13 protein-coding genes are annotated in these 15,766 nt (G+C 40.5%); all 13 read left to right on the top strand.

Features of this window, described 5'->3' with window-relative positions:
• The first annotated feature begins 3 nt into the window (after nucleotides 1-3).
• The 13 genes from CSQ79_RS09860 (at nucleotide 4) to aroF (ending at nucleotide 15,700) form a co-directional block, all read left to right on the top strand.
• The gene (locus tag CSQ79_RS09860) at nucleotides 4-510 is read left to right on the top strand and encodes a KdsC family phosphatase (protein WP_099701005.1); all 507 of its coding nucleotides are present in this window, start codon (nucleotides 4-6) and stop codon (nucleotides 508-510) included.
• Nucleotides 511-528: 18 nt separating this feature from the next.
• Complete coding sequence (locus CSQ79_RS09855) at nucleotides 529-1,752, top strand: polysialyltransferase family glycosyltransferase (protein WP_099701004.1); 1,224 nt, start codon at nucleotides 529-531, stop codon at nucleotides 1,750-1,752.
• Nucleotides 1,753-1,815: 63 nt separating this feature from the next.
• A complete protein-coding gene (locus CSQ79_RS09850) occupies nucleotides 1,816-3,483 on the top strand; it encodes an FAD-dependent oxidoreductase (RefSeq protein WP_099701003.1) in 1,668 nt (555 codons plus the stop codon).
• Nucleotides 3,484-3,568: 85 nt separating this feature from the next.
• Entirely contained in the window at nucleotides 3,569-4,837 is a 1,269-nt protein-coding gene (locus CSQ79_RS09845; protein ID WP_099701002.1) for a glycosyltransferase family 4 protein, read from the top strand.
• 119 nt (nucleotides 4,838-4,956) lie between these two features.
• Complete coding sequence (locus tag CSQ79_RS09840; protein WP_099701001.1) at nucleotides 4,957-5,883, top strand: beta-1,6-N-acetylglucosaminyltransferase; 927 nt, start codon at nucleotides 4,957-4,959, stop codon at nucleotides 5,881-5,883.
• Between the two features lie 110 nt (nucleotides 5,884-5,993).
• Nucleotides 5,994-6,767, top strand: coding sequence for an acyltransferase (locus CSQ79_RS09835; protein WP_099701000.1), 774 nt, complete (start codon nucleotides 5,994-5,996; stop codon nucleotides 6,765-6,767).
• An 11-nt stretch (nucleotides 6,768-6,778) separates the two neighbouring features.
• Nucleotides 6,779-7,525, top strand: a complete 747-nt coding sequence (locus CSQ79_RS09830) for an acyltransferase (protein WP_099700999.1) — start codon at nucleotides 6,779-6,781, stop codon at nucleotides 7,523-7,525.
• 45 nt (nucleotides 7,526-7,570) lie between these two features.
• Nucleotides 7,571-9,421: a heterocyst formation ABC transporter subunit HepA gene (gene hepA, locus CSQ79_RS09825; protein ID WP_099700998.1), complete on the top strand. Its 1,851-nt coding sequence runs from the start codon at nucleotides 7,571-7,573 to the stop codon at nucleotides 9,419-9,421.
• A 268-nt stretch (nucleotides 9,422-9,689) separates the two neighbouring features.
• Nucleotides 9,690-10,913: a glycosyltransferase family 4 protein gene (locus CSQ79_RS09820; protein ID WP_099700997.1), complete on the top strand. Its 1,224-nt coding sequence runs from the start codon at nucleotides 9,690-9,692 to the stop codon at nucleotides 10,911-10,913.
• Nucleotides 10,914-10,943: 30 nt separating this feature from the next.
• The gene (locus tag CSQ79_RS09815) at nucleotides 10,944-11,801 is read left to right on the top strand and encodes an alpha/beta hydrolase (protein ID WP_099700996.1); all 858 of its coding nucleotides are present in this window, start codon (nucleotides 10,944-10,946) and stop codon (nucleotides 11,799-11,801) included.
• 122 nt (nucleotides 11,802-11,923) lie between these two features.
• Nucleotides 11,924-13,204, top strand: a complete 1,281-nt coding sequence (locus CSQ79_RS09810; RefSeq protein ID WP_099700995.1) for a glycosyltransferase — start codon at nucleotides 11,924-11,926, stop codon at nucleotides 13,202-13,204.
• A 121-nt stretch (nucleotides 13,205-13,325) separates the two neighbouring features.
• Nucleotides 13,326-14,384, top strand: coding sequence for a glycosyltransferase family 2 protein (locus tag CSQ79_RS09805; protein ID WP_099700994.1), 1,059 nt, complete (start codon nucleotides 13,326-13,328; stop codon nucleotides 14,382-14,384).
• A gap of 233 nt (nucleotides 14,385-14,617) precedes the next feature.
• Nucleotides 14,618-15,700, top strand: coding sequence for a 3-deoxy-7-phosphoheptulonate synthase (aroF, locus tag CSQ79_RS09800; RefSeq protein WP_099700993.1), 1,083 nt, complete (start codon nucleotides 14,618-14,620; stop codon nucleotides 15,698-15,700).
• The last annotated feature ends 66 nt before the right edge of the window (nucleotides 15,701-15,766 follow it).

Genomic DNA, 15,766 nt, shown 5'->3' with positions numbered 1-15,766 from the left:
GTCATGACAGATATTTCTACATCAGAACTGCGATCGCGTTTATCACAAATTAAGCTTTTAGCTTTAGACGTTGATGGCGTACTCACTGATGGCGGACTTTACTATACAGAAACTGGTCAAGTTCTGCGAAAATTCAATATTAAAGATGGTCAAGGAATTAAGCTGTTAAAGCAAGCTGGTGTAGAAGTTGCCATCATTACTGCGAAATCTGCATTATCAACACTCAATCGCGCTCAAGATTTAGGCATTACTCACACTTTCTTAGGTGTAAAAGACAAACTCTCTCAGTTAAAAACTCTTTGTCAAAAGTTAGATATCTCGCTTTCTCAAGTAGCTTATGTTGGCGATGATATTAACGATCTTGAGGTACTGCAAGCTGTCGGTTGTCCCATGACAGTTGCTGATGCTATGAGTGCAAATCGAAGTATTGCAATTTATATTACTAAACTCCCTGGCGGACAAGGGGCGGTTAGAGAAATTTGCGAGATGCTAATTGCTAGTTGTCAATAGTTTTGTCAGTCAATAAATATGTCACAAAAAACAATCAAGCGTTTGGTAGCTTGCTTTGGTAGCATTCAGTTAGTTACAGCTTTGTCAGTGCTCAACTATAGAGCCAAAGAACAGCAATTGAACTGTAATTATGAAGATTATCTTGTTATTACCCCTTTATTTGCCCCTCAAGGACAAAACGAAGAGTTTGCTGCTTTTATTCAAAAGATGGCTAACTCCATCTACTCATGGAAAAAAATTGTTTATCTATCCTTAGAACAAATAAAGACTTTAACAGATAAAGTTAACACTTCTAGCCTGTCTGAAGTCGCTAAGTCAGTCCATAACCTTGTAGGAATTGAGAATCCTGATGAAATCTATTTTTCCAGAACATGGAATACAGAAAATCAACTCTTAATGAATGTTTATGAATCTGCTGAGAAAATTTGCTATGGAGATGGTATTGGAATTTACTTTTCTCACACAGCTTTTTTACCACAAAATACATCGCAAGAAGCTGCTCTTTCCTTAAGCAATTTATATAAGAATGTCAAAAAACAAATCAAAGGAGTTTTACCTAAAAAGAAAAAATTTCGTAAACAAGAGTTTGATATTGGTTATTTCTCGTTGCCCTATGCTTTTGGTGAAGTTCCGCCTATGGAAACAGTTGTTCTGGATAGGTCAGTGTACTTAAAAAATTTTCAAACTCTCAGAAAAGCATTAGATGACTTAATTGATGCTGATTACATTAACAAACTAAAAGCAGTAATACAAAATTATTCTGTATCAATCTTGCTGTCTTCCAATTTTTCTGAGGCTCATAGAATGCCTAGAGAAAGGGAAGTCAAAGCATATAGAGAGTTCTTGTTAACACAAGGCATACCACCTAACTCAATCCTTTTGATTAAGCCGCATCCGCGAGACTCGAAACAAAAGATTTTACAACTGCAGGCTGAACTGAATGATCTTTATGCAAAAATTATTTTGCTTAACGAGGATTTCTTATTCTACTTGCCTTTTGAAGTTCTATTTATGGAGTTGTTTCTCAAATTTGATCTTACTCAGTCGCAAAGTCCTAAAATATTTACATTTAGTTCAGCATGCTTAACACTTGAGTTTTTGTTTGATGCTGAATGTATTGTAGGATTTGGTAAAGAAGTTGTAGAAAAATACTTCTATCCAGAACATATCGAAGGAAGAATTAAGCACGAAGTAGATTTGCAATCAACAATTAGTGAAGTTAGAGGATTGGTTGCAGCTTAGTAGATAAATCGTGGTTCAATCTCTGATTGCAGTTAGTACTTGGAAAATTTAACAAAAATAATCATGATTATTGATGCATTAACCGTACCAGCAGAAACACTGTTAGAAACAGATATTTGTATAATCGGTGCTGGAGCCGCAGGAATTACGATTGCGCGGGAATTGAGTAACCAGCCATACGAAGTTTGTATTTTGGAAAGTGGTGGTTTAGGGTATGAGCCTGCAACACAATCACTATACGAAGGTGACAATGTAGGAACAAGATATTTTCCTTTAAAAGAAGCGCGTGCCCGTTATTTGGGTGGCTCTACGAATCTCTGGGGAGGATGGAGTCGTCCACTTGATGAAATTGATTTTGAACAACGCTCTTGGATGCCATATAGTGGTTGGCCTATCACTAAATCTGAGTTAGATCCCTACTATCATCGCGCGCAGCAAGCTTGTCATTTAGGGCCTTTTGAGTATGATTTAGCGTATTGGCAAGCAGGTTTAGCTCAACTTCAGATGGAAATACCATCGCTTGGAGAAGAGATTACTACGCATTTGTGGCAAGTTATTCCATCAACACACGTCCGCTTTGGTGAGGCTTATAGAACTGAACTTGAGCAAGCACGAAATATTAAAACTTATCTTCATGCTAACGTTGTAGAGATTGAAACAAACGATACAGCACGTGCAGTGACTCGACTTCGAGTTGCAAGTATTGACGGTAAGCAGTTTTGTGTAAAAGCCAAAACTTATATTTTGGCAGTGGGTGGTATTGAAAATCCACGGTTGTTGTTGCTATCTAACAAAGATCAAACCTGTGGACTAGGAAATCAATACGACCTAGTTGGTAGATTCTTTATGGAACATCCGATTCTATGGTCAGGCACAGTATCGTATTTTAATCAGGTAGCACCGCCTTACATTGAAGTCGAGAACACCTTTATGGGAACAGGCTTTGGTTTGTCTAAACAAATGCAAGAGCGCGAGCAAGTTCTCAATTTTAGTCTGCGTGTTAAACCTATTGTTGAAGAGTGGCTCCTTGCGCTCAAGCGCTTACAGTATAAAATGCGCCAGTCAAAAGCTTCTCAAGAGTTGACTGCTATTGTTGAAGGTCACGAGTATGAGTTTGGTCTTCCCAAAAAAGAAACTTCTGCCATTGAGGATTTGGGTCAAGTCATTGCAAATTCTGATCGCGTCCTTGCTAAAGCTTATGCAAAATTATTCCGTAAACCTACAGAGCAATCTGTTGTTTACCGAACCCACCTAATATCAGAGCAAGCTCCAAATCCAGACAGTCGAATTACACTGAGTACAGAACGCGATCGCTTAGGACTAAATCGCGTCAACCTCGACTGGCGCTTGAGTCCAATAGACAAATATACTGTGAAGCGATCTCAACAGGTTATTGCCCAAAAATTTGAGCAGTTTGCGCTGGGTCAAATGCAAATCGAATTGACAGACGATGATGCTTCTTGGCAATCTATAAAAGGTTCGTACCATCACATCGGGACAACGCGCATGAGTACTAATCCTCGCCAAGGTGTTGTCAACGAACACTGTCAAGTTCATGGTGTAAGTAATTTGTATGTAGCTGGTAGCTCGGTCTTCCCCACAAGTGGACTGTCGAATCCTACCCTAACGATTGTGGCTTTAGCAATTAGGTTAGCTGACGAGATTAAACAGCAGATGAAGGACACACCTATAGTTAAAGCACGAACAACTTCTACTAGCCTTGCTGTCTAAGTCAGTTTTCTAATAACCGTAACGCGATCGCGCGAACAACATTTAAAGTTGATTGACACGCGAACAATCCCAGAGGTTTAAAACAGTGAAAGTTCTTCACTTGTGGACAAGTGATTCGGGTAAGCTGGGCGGAGGTGGTGCAGTTTCGATGCATCGCCTTCATATGGGGCTAAGATCCGCTGGAGTTGATTCTCAGATTTTGTGTGAAAACAAAACAACCGATTCTCCTTATGTGCAAGTCCTCGAACATTGGTCAAGATGGGAAACAGCTGGAACATATCTTAAAAAATTCACATCAAGACTCGGATTAAACGATATCCACCGAGTTAGTTCCTTCAAAATCAAACAGCATCCAGCTTACATCGACACTGACATTCTGCACTTTCACGGTACGCACAGCGGTTTTTTCAATTATTTAGCACTACCTTACCTGACACAGAATAAGCCTGCGGTATTCACGCTGTGTGATATGTGGGCTTTTACAGGACATTGCGCCTTTAGTTACGACTGCGATCGCTGGAAAACTGGTTGTGGGAAATGTCCTTATCCAGAATCGAATCCCTATATCCGTCGCGATGGTACGCGCATCGAGTGGAAACTCAAGGAGTGGATCTACAATCGTTCTAACATCACATTTGTCACTAAAAGTAAGTGGTTAACTCAAGTCGCACAGCAAAGTATATTAAACCGCCACCCAATTTATGAAATTCCTAACGGGATCGATACTGATATCTATCAACCCTTGGATCGCGATCAATGTCGCGCCCAACTAGGAATTCCCCAAGATAAAAACGTCCTTATGTTCGCAGCGGTGCGGTTAGATCACTTCCAAAAAGGCGGCGATCTTCTGCTGAAAGCTTTACAAAGCCTCCCTGCATCACTCAAAGCAGAAACAGTATTAGTGATTATAGGACATGGCGGTGAAGCGATCGCTCAAACTGTCGGAATGCCTACACTCAATCTCGGTTATGTCAGTGACGATCTCCATAAAGCGGTTTGTTATTCGGCTGCTGATTTATTTTTGTTTCCGACTCGTGCTGAAACTTTTGGTAACGTCGCGTTAGAAAGTATGGCGTGTGGAACGCCTGTTGTTTCATTTAAAGTGGGTGGTGTTCCTGATTTAGTACGACATGGTATCACAGGATACCTCGCTACACCCGAAGATGCTCAAGACTTTAGTAAAGGTATTGCTCAACTACTCACACAATCTTCTAGTGACATGAATCTACAGTGTCGGGCGATCGCATCTCAAGAATACTCAATTGAATTGTGTGCGCAACAACATCTCAATTTGTATAACCACATTCTCGAAAAATCATCAGAATGCTTGGCGAATGAATTTGCTACTAAATAAACAAATTCCACCTGCGTGGACTTACTAGTAAAAGTCTTATTTTAGTGTACGAAGGTACACTTGCTTTTAGTAGCGGCGACTTTAGTCAAAAGGCAACTTTTAATTAATAATATACACGCATGATTTGCTACTTTATTCAAAGCCATAAAAATCCTGAACAAGTGCTGCGACTAGTACGAGTCATTAAACAATCAAGTCCTCACTCTCAGGTTTTGATTAATCATGACTTTAGTACTTCTTACCTCGATTTATCTAGTCTCAGTCATTACTCAGGAATTGACTTAATTCAACGCAAAAAAGCTGCTAAACGGGGTGACGCATCTTTATTAACAATGTATCTTGAAGCTGTTGATTGGCTATTTGCTAATCGTCCAAATTTTGAATGGCTTGTTTGTCTTTCTGGTCAAGATTATCCCACACAACCAATATCTACGATTGAGAGCTTTTTGACTCAAACTGAGTATGACGGTTTCATTCGTTATTGGGATGTTCTTTCACCACAAAGTCTTTGGGGTAAAGCAGGAGAAAAACGCTTTTTTGGACAGTATATTAGCCTTCCCGAATGGACAAGTTGGTTTCTAAGAAAACTAGGAAGAATTGAACCTTTTACGCCTCTGTTAGTTCAGTGGCGATTTTCACTTTTGGGGCTAAAAGCCAAAAATCATCCTTTTAATGAACAATTTAAATGTTACGGTGGCTGGTATTGGAACACGCTATCGCGAAAGTGTGTTAGATATTTTAGAGAATATTTGCACGAGCATCCTGAGGTTTTAAAGTACTATCAAAAAACTTTAGCTCCTGAAGAATCAATTATGCAAACTGTTTTAGTAAATAGTGCGCAATTTAATTTATGCAACGATGATAAACGTTTTGTAGAGTTTCCTGCTGATATTCGTAGTGGAAATGCTCGGTTGTTAACAATTGAAGATTACACGAAAATTACTCGCAGTGATTTTCATTTTGCCCGCAAGATTGATAGTCAGCATGATAGCAAATTATTGGATATGCTCGATGAAAAAGTATTGTATTGTATGATGTCTAGTTAAGAATGTGTTTAATTAGCAGTGAATTAGAATTTAAGGGGCAGGTAAGATGCCTACTCCATATTTAAAAACAAATTAGATTTTATTAAAAAATATTTAAATTGATTTGTATAATGGAAAGAACCTCTACAGCAAATTTATATAAAAAAGAATCATTAATTACTGCTTTAATTGAATGGATTCCTAGAGGATCAGGGATCGTTTTAAGAAACTCTATTTATCGCTCTATTTTTGCACGAATAGGTCATTCAGTACGAATTCAAACTGGTGTTGAATTTATTCAACCTCGCAATATAGAAATTGGTAATAATGTCAATATCAATCGCGGTGCTTTTTTAAGTAGTGCTGTTCTGACAAATAAAACTCAAGCAAGTAATAACAAAATTTACATTGGCGATCGCGTCCACATCGAGTCAGGTGTAAGAATTAACACAGCAGGAGAAAATTGCAGCATCTATTTTCACGAACAAGTTAATCTAGACTGTGGCGTCGATATCAAAGCACACGATAATGGGTTAATTGAAATCGGTGCAGCAACTTACATTGGACCTTACACTTGTATCGCGGGTCCTGGTTCGGTCAAAATTGGTAAAAACTGCTTGATAGCATCACATTCAGGAATTTACGGGAATAATCATAAATTTGCCGATCCCAGCTGTAGTATTCAAGAGCAGGGATTGACTTGCAAGGGAGTTGTCATCGAAGATGACTGTTGGTTAGGTACTGGAGTCAAAGTTTTAGATGGCGTCACGATCGGTCAAGGTAGCGTCATTGGTGCTGGTGCAGTAGTCACAAAAGATATTCCTCCCTATTCGGTTGCTGTGGGTGTTCCAGCTAAAGTTATTTCAAAACGGCAGTTACATCAAGAATTGTTGTACCAAAATTAGGTCAGGTCATTATGGTATCTACTTCATCTCAAGTTTGGACTCGTTTTGCCAACACCTGGCAATCTCGTGGAATACAGGGTGTTGCGACGACAACTTGGGCAGCATTTTGGATGCAATTTGCAGGGTTAAGCAGAATTGGACGCCTAGCAACATGGATTGCAACATGGTTTGCTCCTCCCTATTACGCGCGTCGTCGCTTGGCAAGATTTAACGCTAAAGGCTATATTGCCCCCAGTGCAACGCTTTATCACTCACAGCTAAAACTTGGTAAACATATTTTTATTGGCGATCGCGTCACGATCTTTGAAGATAAAAAACCAAATATCATCAATAATGGTGCTGTTGAACTTGCCGATCGAGTTCATCTTTATGGAGATACTTGTATTCAGACAGGTGAAGGTGGCATTCTCAAGATCGGTTCTGATACGCACATTCAGCCCCGCTGTCAGTTTTCTGCCTATAAAGCACCAATTCAAATCGGTCGTGGCGTTCAAATTGCCCCTAACTGTGCTTTTTATCCTTATGACCACGGTATAGCGCCAGGCGAATTAATGAGCAAGCAACCGCTGCAAACTAAAGGTGGTATTGTCGTAGAAGATGATGCCTGGTTAGGCTTTGGTGTGATTGTGCTAGATGGCGTCCGGATTGGTAAGGGTGCTGTCGTTGGTGCAGGTGCGGTTGTGAATCGAAATATTCCCGATGGTGCGATCGCTGTAGGTGTACCTGCTCGTGTTGTTGGTATGCGCAGTAACGGTTAATCGCTACAGATAATCTAAAATCTAAAATCAATTTTTCTAGTATTTATGCCTGTTAAAATTCCTGCACCAATTCACCGCATTCTCCAAACTACAAGCTTTTGGCGAGAAAACTCTTTTCTGATCAGAGAGTTTAAGTATTTTGGTAGAGCGGCAATCTTTGCATTTACATTTACTATCCTAGCGGCAGCTTTTGAAGGGTTTGGAATTGGTTTTATCCTAACTTTTCTACAAAGCTTGACACACCCTGACTCTGCACAACTTCATACAGGAATAGCTTGGATTGATAATGTCATATTAGGAGTTAATGCTCCTGTCAACGAACGACTGTTTCGGATATCTGGTCTAATACTCTTAACAACCTTCTTGCGTTTAGGTTTCAGCTACTTAGGAAAGCTTTATACCAGAATTTCAGCTTCTAGCTTGGCATATCGCTTACGGCGACTTCTCTTTGAACAGTTAATTTCGCTGCGAATCAGTTACTTTGCCAAAAAACGGTCGGGAGAAATCATTAACAGCCTTACTTCCGAAGTTATTCACTTGCAACACGCTTTTGATATCAGTTCTACACTGCTTACTAAAACAATTACGCTTTCGGTATACTTATTTTCAATGTTTTTGCTGTCTTGGCAACTAACTTTAGTGTCAGGGATGCTGTTTAGTTTACTATCGATAGGCATATCGACCCTATTAGGACGAATTCGGGAAGCCAGTTTTGAGAAGTCAAAAGCCAGTGGTAGATATACATCAGTTGCACTCGAATTAGTTAATGGAATTCGCACTGTTCATGCATTTGCTGCAGAAGATTTTGAGCGCAAACGCTTTTATGGTGCTAATCAGAATTTGCTCAATGCAACGCTGCAAGCGATATCGGCGCAAGCACTTGTAGAACCGCTTAGAGAAGGAATTGCCACAACAATTCTTATTGGGATGTTAGTGGTAGCAGTGACCACTTTAATTCCAAGAGGATATTTAGAATTAGCCTCATTATTGACTTTCTTGTTTGTGCTGTTCCGCATGATGCCGACTTTGCGTCAAATTGATGGTTCTAGAGTGCAAATGAGTGGTCTTCATGGTTCACTCAGAGACATCAAAGAATTGCTGCGTAAAGATGACAAAGCATATACGCGCAACGGTAAACAAAAGTTTACAAACCTCAAGCAAGCGATTGAGTACGTCGCAGTCGATTTTGGTTACGACGCAGATGAGCCTGTTTTACACAATATTTCACTTTCAATCAAAAAAGGTGAAATGACAGCCTTGGTCGGTTCTTCCGGCGCAGGTAAATCAACATTAGCTGACTTGATTCCAAGATTTTATGACCCAACTGCTGGTCAAATTCTTGTTGATGGAGTCGATTTACGCGAATTTGAAATTAGTTCACTGCGGCGTAAATTAGCAGTTGTCAGCCAAGATACATTTATTTTCAATACTTCTGTACGTGACAATATTGCCTATGCACTGGAAGATGTTGATGAAGCAGCAGTTTGGGAAGCTGCTCGTCTGGCAAATGCTTTAGACTTTATTCAAGAGTTACCTCAAGGCTTTGATACTCAGTTAGGCGATCGCGGTGTCCGGTTATCTGGCGGACAAAGACAACGAATTGCGATCGCGCGGGCGTTATTGCGCAATCCAGAAATTCTCATCCTGGATGAAGCAACGAGTGCTTTAGATTCTGTTTCAGAACGATTGATTCAAGAATCTTTAGAAAAACTCGCTGTTGGTCGTACCGTAATTGCGATCGCCCACCGACTTTCAACAATTGTCCGTGCCGATAAAGTCGTTGTTCTTGAAGGAGGACGGATTATTGAACAAGGCGGTTATCAAGAACTACTGAGTCAGCGAGGAAAACTGTGGAAGTATCATCAGCTACAGCATGAAATGAGTCGCGTGTCTTAATGTTATTCATAAGGTAGCGTAATTATCGGCTACCACTTTCCTAATCTTTAATAGTCTGTTATCCTATATCGCAGGAAGTCTAGCGCTAAACTCACAGCGCTATGGATAGTTAGAGAAGGTACCACGAGTTAACTTTAACTGTCCTGGAAGACAGGATAAGTGTGCCTACACCCCAAAATTTTCAGTAAGAGTTCTTAAAAGTAAATAAATTCGTTCTTTCGCGTGTTTGTATCATCGAGCACGCGAAATTGTCATATCATCAATTTTTATGAAAATTTTAATTCTCCTCAATATAGCCTCTTCGGATGGTGGTGGGGCGGAATGGAGCCTTCTTGACGTCTGTCGAGGATTAGCTGAAAGGGGGCACGAGTTACACTGTCTTTATTGTAAAGAAGGAGATCTGCTACCACACTATCAACAGTTTTGTAAATCAGTAGTCAAAGCCTCTACTTATCGAATCCAAGGCTGTAAACCATCATCAAGCATCAGTTTTATTACTTCACTGCTAAAAGCAATTCATCATCAATTTGATCTCATCTACGCTAACTATTACTACCAAACATTTTTTGGTGGAATTTTAGCGCGAGTCAAAGGCATACCTTTAGTTTGTCACCTGCGTTCCTACCCACCGCAAAAACGTCATTTTCCTGCTCAAATTCAGATGGGATTAAATTCTTGTACCAGCTTGATTGCTGTATCCCAAGCAGCACGTAGCTCATATTTAAAAGCAGGGTTTAGTCCCAATCTCATCAAAGTTGTATACAACGGTATCGATTTAGAGCGTTTTGCAATACGCGGCGATCGCGATATCACTCGTCGAGCATTAGGTATCCCTCCTGACGCATTTGTCGTGCTTTATGCAGGGCGAATTACGCGACCAAAGAATATCGAAATGTTGATTGCGGCTTTTGCTCGTTTAGGTTTACAACCCGATCAAGTACGATTAATCATTACAGGGGCGTCCTATTCTCCTGAGTTTAACCTTGTTGCAGGAGATGTGTATCAGCAGGAACTCATAGATTTATGCCAAATATCAGGAATTAGCGATCGCGTTCATTGGTTAGGAAAGCGTAGTGACGTACCAGAAATGTTTCGCGCTGCGGATGTGTCTGTACTACCGAGTATGTTGCCAGAAACCTTTGGGCGAGTTATAGCAGAATCAATGGCTTGCGGTACTCCTGCAATTGGCTTGCGCTACGGTGGTATCCCTGAAGTACTCAGCGGTGAGTTTCAAAGTTTTCAAGTTGAGCCAGGTGACATTGCAGGTTTAGCCCAGCAGTTACTAGCACTTCAAAACTGGCAAAAGCACGATCCAACTCTAGGGCAAAGGTGTCGTAGTTATGTTGAACAGCGTTTTTCTAAAGAAAGAATGATTGAAGAAGTAGAAGAAGTTATGCAAGAGGCGATCGCAACAGGAGTCAAGCGATTTCGTTCCCCAAGCTCCGTAGCAGCCAGTTTTCATCCTTGGTATCCCGATAGCTTAGGTATTTAAGCAAGCTGTAGTAAATTAACCACAATTTTGATGTTCTTGAATTTCTGGCACGCTAAACCACAGCTAAAAATTCCCACCAGTATCGTTCATCTGCAGGATATTGAATTTACTCAAAATCAAGAACGTGCCTTAAGAATGGATATTTTGCACCCCAAAATATCAACAAAATTAATGCCCGTGTTAGTTTGGATTCATGGCGGTGCTTGGCGCTCAGGTGACAAAAAAGAAGGACTCAAGCATTTAGTTTCATTTGCCCGTCAGGGCTTTTTTTGTGCCAGTATTGAATATCGTTTGAGCCACGAAGCGATCTTTCCTGCTCAAATTCAAGATTGTAAGTGCGCTATTCGCTTTCTCCGCGCTCATGCTCAAAAGTTTCATATTGATCCGCACCACATTGGTGTTTGGGGCGTCTCTGCTGGTGGACATCTGGCGGCACTTTTAGGTACTACGCATCACATCCAAGAGTTTGAAGGAAGCGGCGGTTGGCAGAATTATTCTAGCCGCGTCCAAGCTGTTTGTGATTGGTTTGGTCCAACAGATTTTTTGAGAATCAATGACTTTTCCCGCAACATCGATTTTACTCCGGCAAATTCACCAGAAGCAGCGCTTATTGGTGGGTTAATCGAGGAAAATCAGGACAAAGCAGCAAAAGCTAATCCGATTACTTACGTAAGTAAAGAAGCTCCTCCCTTTTTAATCGTGCATGGAGATAAGGATTTATTAGTACCACTTAATCAAAGCCAATTACTATTTAATGCTCTGCAAAAAGTAGAAGTAGAGGCAACGTTTGAAATTGTCAAAGGTGGAAGACACGGAGATAAAAAGAAATTCACTTCACGTAATCTTTCTAAGAAAATAGAAAGCTTCTTTAAAAAGCACCTAACTTAGTAAATTTACAACTTACATCTTTTTAAGAACAAATATTGAAAAACTTTTTAAAAAAAACTTCGATTGTTTCCTTTTTAGTTTAATTAAATTCAGAGAAGTTTAAAAAAAACTCAAAAATTACCATGCGTATACTATTCATTGTTGGATCATTTCCTGCACTGTCAGAAACTTTTATTCTGAATCAAATTACAGGATTGATTGATCGGGGACACGAAGTTGATATTTATTCACTCAACAGACCAGAAGATACTTTCAAAGTTCACCCCGATGTGGAAAGTTACCAGCTTCTGAAGCGAACCTACTATGCTCCTGAAAGAGCTAAAAATCCTACTTTAAGGTTACTTCAAGCTTGGACACTGCTATTAGCTAGTGGGTGCAGGCATCCTATAGGACTGATGCGATCGCTCAGTCTTTTTAAATACAAAAAGCACCTAAAGCCCATAGAATGGTTTCACTTAATGGTACCGTTTTTAGGCAAACCATCCTACGATATTATCCACTGTCAGTTTGGTATGTATGCCCTTAAAGGTATGTTACTGCGTGACATTGGTGCTATTAAAGGTAAGTTATTGACATCATTTCGGGGCTTTGATATTAGTTGGTATGTCCAAGAATACGGAGAGCAAGTTTATAACGAACTCTTCAAAAAAGGAGATTTCTTTCTATCAAACTGCGAGTATTTTAGGCAACGAGTTATTAAATTTGGTTGTAATCCTCAGAAAATTGTTGTGCTTGGTTCAGGAATCAACTGCGAACGATTTTTCTTTAAACCACGTTTCCCTGATGATGGTAAAATCCGCCTTGCTACAACTGGTCGTCTTGTAGAAAAAAAAGGAATGGCTTACAGTATTCGTGCTGTGGCTAAGCTAGCAGAAAGTCACCCTAATATTGAGTACAACATTATTGGTGATGGAGTTTTAAAAACAGATTTACAGAACCTCATTCAAGAACTGAAAGTTGGTCATATAGTTAAGTTACTAGGCTGGAAAAATCAGCAAGAGATTATTGAAATTCTCGACAAGTCACATATTTTTATTGCTACTAGCGTGACAGCAAAAGATGGTAATCAGGATGCTCCAGTTAACACTTTAAAAGAAGCAATGGCGATGGGTCTACCTGTTATAGGTACTAGACACGGTGGCATTCCTGAATTGATCGAAGATGGCGTTTCTGGTTTCTTAGTACCAGAACGGGACGTAGATACCTTAGCTGAAAAGATAGCTTATCTTTGCGACCATCCAGAAATTTGGCAACAGATGGGTCAAGCTGGTCGAGCATATGTAGAACAGCACTACGACACAAATAAGCTCAACGATCAACTCGTCCAAATTTATGAGCAAGTCCTAATTAATAAAGATCCAAATAGTGCAATGAATCCAAATTTTAAAGAGGCGATCGCTTAAATAAGTTATCACAGGGAAGATTAGATATCTTACCTACCCACGCTAATAGCGAAGCACTAGACCTCGAATTTATTCGTACTCGCATTCTATTTCAATCAATTTTAAATAAGAGTTTTCATCTATGGTAGAACCACAAGTTACAATTGTTGTTGCACCACGAGAGCGTTTTAGCTATAGTCGCGAGTCACTTGAAAGTATTTACGAGCATACACAAACTCCTTTTAAGTTAGTCTACGTTGATGGTGGTTCGCCATCACAAATAAAGAACTATTTAGCAGCAAAAGCGCGAGAGAAAAATTTTCAACTGATTAGAACTGAACACTATCTTTCGCCAAATCATGCACGCAATATAGGACTTGCTCAAGTAGATACCAAATATGTTGTCTTCATTGACAATGATGTAGTAGTTACACCAGGCTGGCTGCAAAAGCTCATTGAGTGTGCAGAGACAACTAACGCTACTATCGTGAGTCCCCTAATCTGCCAACATCTACCCTTACACGAAATAGTCCATTGCGCAGGGGGAGAATCTGGCGTACGTGTGGAAACGAAAGACGGAAATGTCCGACGGCGAATGATTGAGAAAATTTATTTGCAAGGGCGCAAAGTTGCAGATGTCCGCCCGAAACTACAACGCAGTGAAACAGGACTAGCTGAATTTCATTGCATGATGGTGCGTACCGATATCTTTACTCAAGTCGGTATGCTTGACGACCAGCTACTCAACACAAAAGAACACGTAGATTTTTGTATTTTAGTTAACGAAGTAGGTGGTAGTGTTTACTTAGAGCCAGATTCTATTGTTACCTATGTACCCAGTGCTTCACTGACATGGGCGGATATGACTTTCTATATGCTGCGCTGGAGTGATGCTTGGGAATTGACTAGCTTACACCGCTTGCGCGATAAATGGAATTTAACTGAGGATGACTACTTTAAGAACAAATACAACAAGTTAGGGTGGCGGCGATATATGTCAATTATCCAACCCTTGAGCGTAGAGCTGAGCTTTGGGCAGCGCGGGCGTATTCGTCGGATGATAATAGATATTTTAATATCCATAGATAAGAAGCTCAATAAATATATTACGACTCGCTATGCTCAAAAATATCTGCCACTGAAGCAAGAACCTGGATTAAAGGTGCAACAAAAACAGATGGCAGTAGCATCGCGTAATTGAACGTTGTAGCTTGAATACAAGTGCGAATAAATTCGCAGCTAAACAAATCCACCTCCGTGGACTTCAGTAATAAAATTCTAACTTCATAGTATGCGCAGGCACACTTCGTTTATGTAGCCGCGACTTCAGTCGCAGAGCATCTACCGTGGACTTACTGTCTAAAAGCAGTACAGTCCATTTTTTGTTGGCAATTTTAAAAATCAAGAGAACCCTTTCGCGGAGCAATTCAATCAATGATTGTAGTTTTAAGAGCAGGTACTCCAAAAGAAGAAATAGAGCGAATTTGCCAAGAAATTGATAGTCAGAATGTCATTACAGAAAAAAGTATTGGTCAACACAAAGTTGTTATTGGTGTACTCGGAGATACAGCGGCTCTTAATGTAGAACACATTCAACAAATTAGTCCTTTCATTGAGCAAGTTGTCCGAGTTGATAAACCTTATAAACGAGTAAGTCAAGAATTTCGGCATGGACCTAGTACAGTTGTTGTCCCTACACCAAATGGCGATGTTGTTTTTGGACAAGAACATCCCGTTGTAGTAGTTGCAGGACCTTGTTCGGTAGAAAATGAACAAATGATTGTGGAAACCGCGCAAAAAGTCAAAGCTGCAGGCGCAAAATTCCTGCGTGGAGGTGCTTATAAGCCCCGTACATCACCTTATGCCTTTCAGGGACACGGTGAAAGCGCTCTAGAATTGCTTGATAAAGCGCGTCAAGCTTCGGGGTTGGGCATCATCACTGAAGTTATGGATACTGCTGATATTGAGAAAGTTGCCGCAGTTGCAGATGTGTTGCAAGTCGGCGCGCGGAATATGCAGAACTTCTCGTTACTGAAGAAAGTTGGTGCTACAGGTAAGCCAATTTTATTAAAGCGGGGTATTTCGGCAACAGTAGAAGAATGGTTAATGGCAGCAGAGTATATTTTGGCAGCAGGTAATCCAAATGTGATTCTCTGCGAACGGGGAATTCGCGGGTTTGATCGGCAGTATGCACGCAACACTCTAGATTTAGCTGTCGTACCAGTATTGCGATCGCTCACGCACCTCCCGATTATGGTAGACCCCAGTCACGGTACTGGCAAAGCTGAATATGTCCCGCCAATGTGTTTAGCAGCGATCGCCGCCGGAACTGATTCACTCATGGTAGAAGTGCATCCCAACCCAGCCAAAGCATTATCAGATGGTCCGCAGTCACTAACACCAGAAAGTTTTGCCCAATTAATGCACGATGTTGTCGTTGTCAGCAAAACCTTTGGTCGCTGGGAGCAAACACCAGATGCACATTTGCCAGTTATGCCTGCACTGGTAAGCATTTAAGCAAATTTATTCCCCGACCTCCGAACCGTAGGTCTGCGTAGCATCCCCTGATCTCCGACCCCCGAC

Source organism: Gloeocapsopsis sp. IPPAS B-1203, from assembly GCF_002749975.1.
Lineage (GTDB): Bacteria > Cyanobacteriota > Cyanobacteriia > Cyanobacteriales > Chroococcidiopsidaceae > Gloeocapsopsis.
This window is presented reverse-complemented; position numbering and strand designations above follow the sequence as displayed.